Source organism: Kitasatospora sp. NPDC007106, from assembly GCF_040634455.1.
In the GTDB taxonomy this organism is placed as follows: domain Bacteria; phylum Actinomycetota; class Actinomycetes; order Streptomycetales; family Streptomycetaceae; genus Kitasatospora; species Kitasatospora arboriphila.
In genome coordinates, this window is the sequence record NZ_JBEYFP010000358.1 from 1 (window position 1) to 6,102 (window position 6,102).

A 6,102-nucleotide genomic window follows, 5' to 3' on the forward strand; every position below is an offset into this window, starting at 1 on the left:
AGGGGCCCGGCCGGCGGCCGGGCCCCTCGGCGTGCGGATCGGTGTTCGCGATCGGGTCCGTGGTCGGGTCGGTCAGTCCCAGGGATCGCCCTCGGCGGTCATGTCGGACGCGGCCCTGCGGTCCTCTTCCATCTGCTCCGCCCGGTGCTGGGCGTCCATGCGGCTCCTCTCGGCGGTGTCGCCGAAGGCGTCGGCGGCCTCGTCGTGCGCGAGCGCCGCGCGCCCGGCCGGGTCGCCCGACTCGTGCGCCTTGTGCCGGAACCTGTCGAAGATGCCCATGTCTTCCTCCTCGCGTGCAGTCCGACCCGGGCCTCCCTCACTGTCACACTACGCCGCGGGGCATGCCACCGGGGGCGCCCGCGCCGCGGGCGGCGGCGCGGGCGGGCGTCCCCCGTTCGGCTCAGCCGGAGACGCTGGCGGCGCCGGTCTCCAGGTGGCCGGTGAACCGCTGCGACCAGCTCGGGTCCGAGTCCACCGTCACCGTGAAGTCGTACCAGCCGTTGTTGTAGGCCACCGCGTTGAAGAAGTCCGAGGCGGTGCCGCCGGCCGGGACGGTGTACGTCCACGGACCGTCGTTGCGGTAGTTGGTGGAGGTGACGGTGAAGGTGACTGCCGCCGTGCCGGTGTTGGCGAAGGCGAACCAGAGCGCCAGCTTGCCGGTGGTCGGGGCGTTCGCGTACGAGGCGGTGACCGAGACCAGCTTGCCGGGCTTGGTGGCGTCGCCCTTGAAGCGGCGCAGGAAGCGGTTCGGGCCGACCACGCTCAGGTCGTACGGGCCGCCGCCGAAGCCGGTGCCGCAGTTGAAGAAGTCGCTGGTGGAGCCGCCGCCGTCGACGGTGTACTGCCAGGGGCCGCCGCTGCGGTGGGCGTTGGCGTAGGCCGCGAGGTGCGCGGCGCCGGCGGCGCCCTGGTTGGCCATCGCGATCCAGACCTTCATCACGCCGCCGGAGCCGAACTCCAGGTGGTCGAGGTTGGCGTTGGGCTGGTAGGGCAGCGCGCGGGCCGGGCGGGTGCCGGGCTCCTGCTGGGGCAGCTTGTTGTCGACCGGCGCCGGGTTGGGCAGCGGGCCACAGGCGGCCAGGCCGATGGTGGCGTCGGTGTTGGGCAGCGCGGGCAGCCCGTACACCGGGTTGGCGAAGTCGAACATGCCGGTGAGGTCGCCGCAGACCTTGCGGCGCCAGGCGCTGATGTTGGGGCAGGTGGCGGGCCTGCCGATGGCGGCCGTCCACCTCTCCAGGAAGCGCAGCACCGAGGTGTGGTCGGAGACCTCGGAGCTGACCCAGCCGCCGCGGGTCCACGGGGATATCGCGATCAGCGGGACGCGGAAGCCGAGGCCGATGTTGGTGCCGTTGTAGAACTCGCCGGCCGTGCCGGCCGGAGCCGCCGGCGGCGGGACGTGGTCGAAGAAGCCGTCGTTCTCGTCGTAGTTGAGGAAGAGGACGGTGGAGTCGAAGACGTCCGGGTCCGCGTTGAGCGCGTCCATCACCATGTGGACGAAGTGCGCGCCGTCGGCCGGGGTGGCGTACGGGTGCTCGGAGGAGGCCTGGTCGGGGACGATCCAGGACACCTGCGGCAGGGTGCCGGCCACCACGTCGGCGCGGATCGCCGCGGCGATGTCGTCGGGCGTCCTCCCGGTCTTCTTCGGCACCGAGCCCATGCCCTTGACCGCGAGCGGGCTACCCGCCGGGGCGGAGCTGAACCGGGTGAAGTAGGCGAGGGCGTTGTCTCCGTAGTTGTCGGCGGCGTTCTGGTAGACCTTCCAGCTCACGCCGGCCGCCTCCAGCGCCTCGGCGTAGGTCTGCCAGCGCAGGCCGGACTCGTCGCCGCCGTCGTAGGCCGGGCCGCCCGCGGTGCCGGCCGGGTCGATCTGGCCGGACCAGTGGTAGGTGCGGTTGGGGCCGGTGGCGCTCAGCACCGAGCAGAAGTAGGCGTCGTTGACCGTCCAGTTGTCGGCCAGCGCGTAGTGGAAGGGGATGTCGGCGCGGGTCAGGTAGCCCAGCGTGCGGACGTTGCCCTTGGCGGAGACCCAGGAGTCGAGCTTGCCGCCGTTCCACGCGTTGTGCTGGTCGGACCAGGCGTGCGACAGGTCGCCGTTGCACTGGGCGAGGCGCTCCGGGTCCGCGCCGCCCGCCGGCTTGGTGGCGCTGAACTGCCACGGGTACTGGCGGCCCAGCCCGTTCGGCTGGTTGAAGACGCTGTAGCCGCCGGCGATCTGGATGGCGCTGCGGTCGGCGAAGCCCCGCACGCCCTTCAGCATGCCGAAGTAGTGGTCGAAGCTGCGGTTCTCCTGCATGAGGATCACGATGTGCCGGGCGTCGGCGATCGTGCCGGTCGTGCTGAGGCCGGCCGCCGAGGCCCGGGTGGTGCCGCCCAGCGCGGTGGAGGCCACCGCGGCTCCCGCCGCGGCGCTCGCCGACAGCGCCATGAACTTCCTGCGACTCAGCTCAGCCATCGGGCCGCCGTCCCTTCGGTGATGATGTCCGGTGATGTTGTATGAACACGTTGCCGTGCCATCGGTCGCGGAGAATCGTCACGCAGGGCGGGGCGCCATGGCCATGCCCGGGAGCGAACTTTGACGGACTGTTCGCCGTCGCGTCGCCCGGCGACCGGATGGTGAACGGGGATAGCGTGGCGGGCATGCGCATCGTCATCGCCGGTGGACACGGACAGATCGCCCTGCACCTGGAGCAGCTGCTCGCCGACCGCGGGGACACCCCCGTCGGACTCGTCCGGCGCGCCGAGCACGCCGACGACCTGCGGCAGCGCGGCGCCGAACCGGTCGTCCTCGACCTGGAGGCCACGGACCCGAAGGCGCTCGCCACCGTCCTGGACGGCGCCGACGCCGTGGTGTTCGCGGCCGGAGCCGGGCCGGGCAGCGGCGCCGCCCGCAAGGACACCGTCGACCGTGCGGGCGCCGCCCTGCTCGCCGACGCCGCTGAACTCGCACACGTCCGCCGGTACCTGATGATCTCCTCGATCGGCGCGGACGCCGCCGCCCCGGACGGCCCCGACCCGGTCTTCGGCGCCTACCTGCGCGCCAAGGGCGCCGCCGACGACGACCTGCGGCGGCGCACCGCACTGGACTGGACGGTGCTGCGGCCCGGCCCGCTCACCGACGCACCGCCCACCGGCCTCGTCCGGCTCGGCGACGCCGTCGGACGCGGCCCGGTGCCGCGGGCCGACGTCGCGGCGGTGCTGGCCGCCCTGCTCACCGAACCCGCACCGGCGGTCGGGCGGACGCTGGAGCTGATGGCGGGCGACCGGACGGTCGCCGAGGCGCTCGCCGCGCTCTGACCGGCCGGACCGGGCCGGTCAGTCCTTGCGGGTCAGCCCTTGCCGGTCAGCCCTTGCGGGTCAGTCCTTGACGGTGATGCCGAGAGTCTGGGCGAAGAGCGGGGCCAGCTCGAACAGCTGGCCGGTGTTCAGGACGGCGCCGGAGAGGCCGAGGTGGGCGTCGGGCAGGCCCAGCTTCGCCGCACCACGCAGGTCCACCTTCTCCATCCGGGCACCGGCGAACCGGACCCCGTCCAGGGTGGAGCCCGGCACCGAGACCGAGGTCAGCTTCGCCTCGCCGAGGTCGACGTCGCGCAGCAGGCAGTCCTCGAAGACGACGTCCCGCAGCACGGCGCCGCGCAGGTTGACCGCCTCCAGCTTGCAGCCGCGCAGCACCACCCGGCGCAGCGCCGAGCCGTACCAGGAGATCCCGGCGAGCACCGAGCCGAGGAGCGTCGCGTCCTGCCACTCGCTCTCGGCGAGGTCGGCGCCGACCAGGCGGCAGCCCTGCAGCCAGACCTCGTTGAACCGGGCGGTGCGCAGACCGGTGCCGTCCAGCTCGACCCCGGTGAAGGCGCACTCCAGGAAGCCCGCGCCGAGCGCCCGGCCCTCGTACGTGCCGCCGTCGAAGTGCACGGTGTCGTAGCGCTCGTCGCCGTACAACCGGCCGGTGTGCGGGCTCAGCAGCTCGGCGTAGGGGAGGTCGGCGAGCTGCTCGGGAACGGCTGGCATGGCGGGGCCGATCTGTGCGGGGACGGACTGCTGCCGTCATCCTGGCAGCCGCCACCGACGACCCGCGGCCCGCCTGCGGGCGGTGGCGGCGCGGCGGGTCTCAAGCGGCGCGGCGGTTCAGGCGGCGGGCGCGCAGGACGATGCCGGCGGCCACCGTGGCGGCGGCGACCAGGCCTGCCGCGAGGACGGCGTCCCGGCCGAGCGCGGTGCAGGCCAGCACGGCGACCGCGGCGGCCGGCAGCACCGCCTGTTCGGCGCCCTGCTTGAAGTGCCGGGACTGCAGCAGCCAGACGGTGAACAGGTAGAGCGCGGCCGGCACGGTCACCGCCGCGGCGGCGGCCACCGCCCCGATGTGCGCCTGGTGGACGGAGAACTCCACCGTCACCTCCAGGCCCGCGCCGATCGCGGCCGCCGCGCCGAGCACCAGGTAGTGCCCGTAGCCCCAGAGGAAGGCCTGCCGGTTGGAGCGGAGCCGGCCGTGGACGGGTTCGGCGAAGTAGATCCACCAGGCGGCGAAGCAGAGCAGCACGCCGCCGGCGGCGATCGGCAGGAGGTCGCCGATCGCCTCGTGCTCGTCCAGGGCGGTCTGCACGGCGAGGGTGGCGGCGGCCACCGTCTCGCCGAGCACGATCAGGGTGAACAGGCCGTACCGCTCGGCGATGTGGTGCGGGTGCCAGGTGGTCTGCGCGCTGCGCTCGGCCAGCACCGGCACCGCCAGCTCGGCCAGGATGCCGAGCGGGATGACGTACGGGTAGGCGGCGTGCGGGACGAGCAGGATCAGCCCCCAGCCGATCTGGCAGAGGGTGATGCCGAGGGCGTAGCGCAGGGCGACGGTGCGGGCCGCCCCGGTCTCGCAGGCGGCGGCGCGCAGCCACTGGGTGACCATGGCGAAGCGCATCAGCACGTAGCCGACCACCGAGAGCACCAGGTCCTGGTCCTGGAACATCCGGGGCACGCCGGCCGCGAGCACCAGCACGCCGGTGATCTGCACCAGAGTGGTGAGGCGGTACGGGACGTCGTCGACGTCGTACGCGGAGGCGAACCAGGTGAAGTTCATCCACGCCCACCAGATCGCGAAGAACACGAACAGGTAGCGCGGGACGCCGGTGGCGGCGTGGCCCTCGGCGAGGGCGTGCGCGAGCTGCACCCCGGCCTGGGCGACGGCGACCACGAAGCAGAGGTCGAAGAAGAGCTCCAGCGGGGTGGCCGTGCGGTGCGGTTCGCTGCGCGAGCGCGGGGCCATCCGCCGCACCGGACGGGCGTGCTGGAGGTGGGCGGGGGTGCCGGCCGCCGCGGTCGGCGGCAGGTCCGCTTCGCTGGTCATGGTGCCGCCTTCGGGGAGTTCGGACCGGGCTCTGCCCCCGTGATCCTGGCATTCCCGCAGGCCGTGCGCACGCATCTGGGGCGACGGTGCCGCCGGCCGGTCCGCCGTCAACCCCCGGCTGACGGCGGAGTGCGCGAACCGGGTGACAGGACGGCACGGCGCGGCGTGTGCCCGTGGAGGTGTCCCGTCCCCTCCTGGTTCGCCCGCTAGATTCCCTGGCGACTGGAACGACGACATGGGCGGTCTGCGGGCAACGCGGAAGGTCAAGGCGGAGGTCGGTACACGGGGGCGGTCTCTCCGCACGGCCCCGCGCGCCGCGCCCGCCTCGTGATCACCGCGCTGCCTGCCGGCGCGCGGTCGCCGCTGCACGGTCGTCGTCGGGTGGCCGTCAGGGCGGCCGGCCGCGACACCTGGTGACCGGGCCGTCACGATTTCCGTTCCGCCCGCCGCGGCGTGTAGTGTTCCGCAGGTCAGCAGGCGCCGCTAGCTCAGTTGGTTAGAGCAGCTGACTCTTAATCAGCGGGTCCGGGGTTCGAGTCCCTGGCGGCGCACAGACGGTCGAAGGCCTCTCGCGGAAGCGGGGGGCCTTCGGCGTTCCCGGACCGGCTGCCGCTGCGAGCGGGGCCGGCCGCCGGTGGTGCGGGGTACCTCTCCGGACCGTGTATTGTTTTCACGTCGGCAGGCGCCGCTAGCTCAGTTGGTTAGAGCAGCTGACTCTTAATCAGCGGGTCCGGGGTTCGAGTCCCTGGCGGCGCACAGACGGTCGAAGGCCC

At 73.3% G+C, this 6,102-nt stretch carries 5 protein-coding genes and 2 tRNA genes; 3 read left to right on the forward strand and 4 right to left on the reverse strand.

The window, feature by feature from the left end; genetic code table 11:
• Positions 1 to 72: 72 nt before the first annotated feature.
• Together ABZ641_RS23240 and ABZ641_RS23245 are read right to left on the reverse strand one after the other, a co-directional pair.
• On the reverse strand, positions 73 to 279 hold the full coding sequence (locus tag ABZ641_RS23240) for a hypothetical protein (RefSeq protein WP_344628206.1): 207 nt from the start codon (positions 277 to 279) through the stop codon (positions 73 to 75).
• A gap of 121 nt (positions 280 to 400) precedes the next feature.
• The gene (locus ABZ641_RS23245; RefSeq protein WP_359984526.1) at positions 401 to 2,452 is read right to left on the reverse strand and encodes a phosphocholine-specific phospholipase C; all 2,052 of its coding nucleotides are present in this window, start codon (positions 2,450 to 2,452) and stop codon (positions 401 to 403) included.
• Positions 2,453 to 2,637: 185 nt separating this feature from the next.
• On the opposite strand from ABZ641_RS23245, the gene ABZ641_RS23250 reads away from it, so the two are divergent.
• Positions 2,638 to 3,294, forward strand: a complete 657-nt coding sequence (locus tag ABZ641_RS23250; protein ID WP_359984529.1) for an NAD(P)H-binding protein — start codon at positions 2,638 to 2,640, stop codon at positions 3,292 to 3,294.
• 60 nt (positions 3,295 to 3,354) lie between these two features.
• Here the strand turns inward: ABZ641_RS23250 and ABZ641_RS23255 are convergent, their stop codons facing one another.
• A complete protein-coding gene (locus tag ABZ641_RS23255; RefSeq protein WP_359984532.1) occupies positions 3,355 to 4,005 on the reverse strand; it encodes a pentapeptide repeat-containing protein in 651 nt (216 codons plus the stop codon).
• A gap of 100 nt (positions 4,006 to 4,105) precedes the next feature.
• Positions 4,106 to 5,329 carry a low temperature requirement protein A gene (locus ABZ641_RS23260; protein WP_359984535.1) on the reverse strand — a complete coding sequence of 408 codons (1,224 nt, stop codon included), beginning with the start codon at positions 5,327 to 5,329 and terminating at the stop codon, positions 4,106 to 4,108.
• Positions 5,330 to 5,806: 477 nt separating this feature from the next.
• On the opposite strand from ABZ641_RS23260, the gene ABZ641_RS23265 reads away from it, so the two are divergent.
• Together ABZ641_RS23265 and ABZ641_RS23270 are read left to right on the forward strand one after the other, a co-directional pair.
• A tRNA-Lys gene (locus tag ABZ641_RS23265) sits at positions 5,807 to 5,880 on the forward strand.
• Positions 5,881 to 6,011: 131 nt separating this feature from the next.
• Positions 6,012 to 6,085 (forward strand) — tRNA-Lys (locus ABZ641_RS23270).
• Positions 6,086 to 6,102: the final 17 nt, after the last annotated feature.

What these genes read in the sequence shown, in the direction of transcription:
- ABZ641_RS23240 (WP_344628206.1), bottom strand. Translation starts at nt 279, where the DNA reads ATGGGCATCTTCGACAGGTTCCGGCACAAGGCGCACGAGTCGGGCGAC.
- ABZ641_RS23245 (WP_359984526.1), bottom strand. Translation starts at nt 2,452, where the DNA reads ATGGCTGAGCTGAGTCGCAGGAAGTTCATGGCGCTGTCGGCGAGCGCC.
- ABZ641_RS23250 (WP_359984529.1), top strand. Translation starts at nt 2,638, where the DNA reads ATGCGCATCGTCATCGCCGGTGGACACGGACAGATCGCCCTGCACCTG.
- ABZ641_RS23255 (WP_359984532.1), bottom strand. Translation starts at nt 4,005, where the DNA reads ATGCCAGCCGTTCCCGAGCAGCTCGCCGACCTCCCCTACGCCGAGCTG.
- ABZ641_RS23260 (WP_359984535.1), bottom strand. Translation starts at nt 5,329, where the DNA reads ATGACCAGCGAAGCGGACCTGCCGCCGACCGCGGCGGCCGGCACCCCC.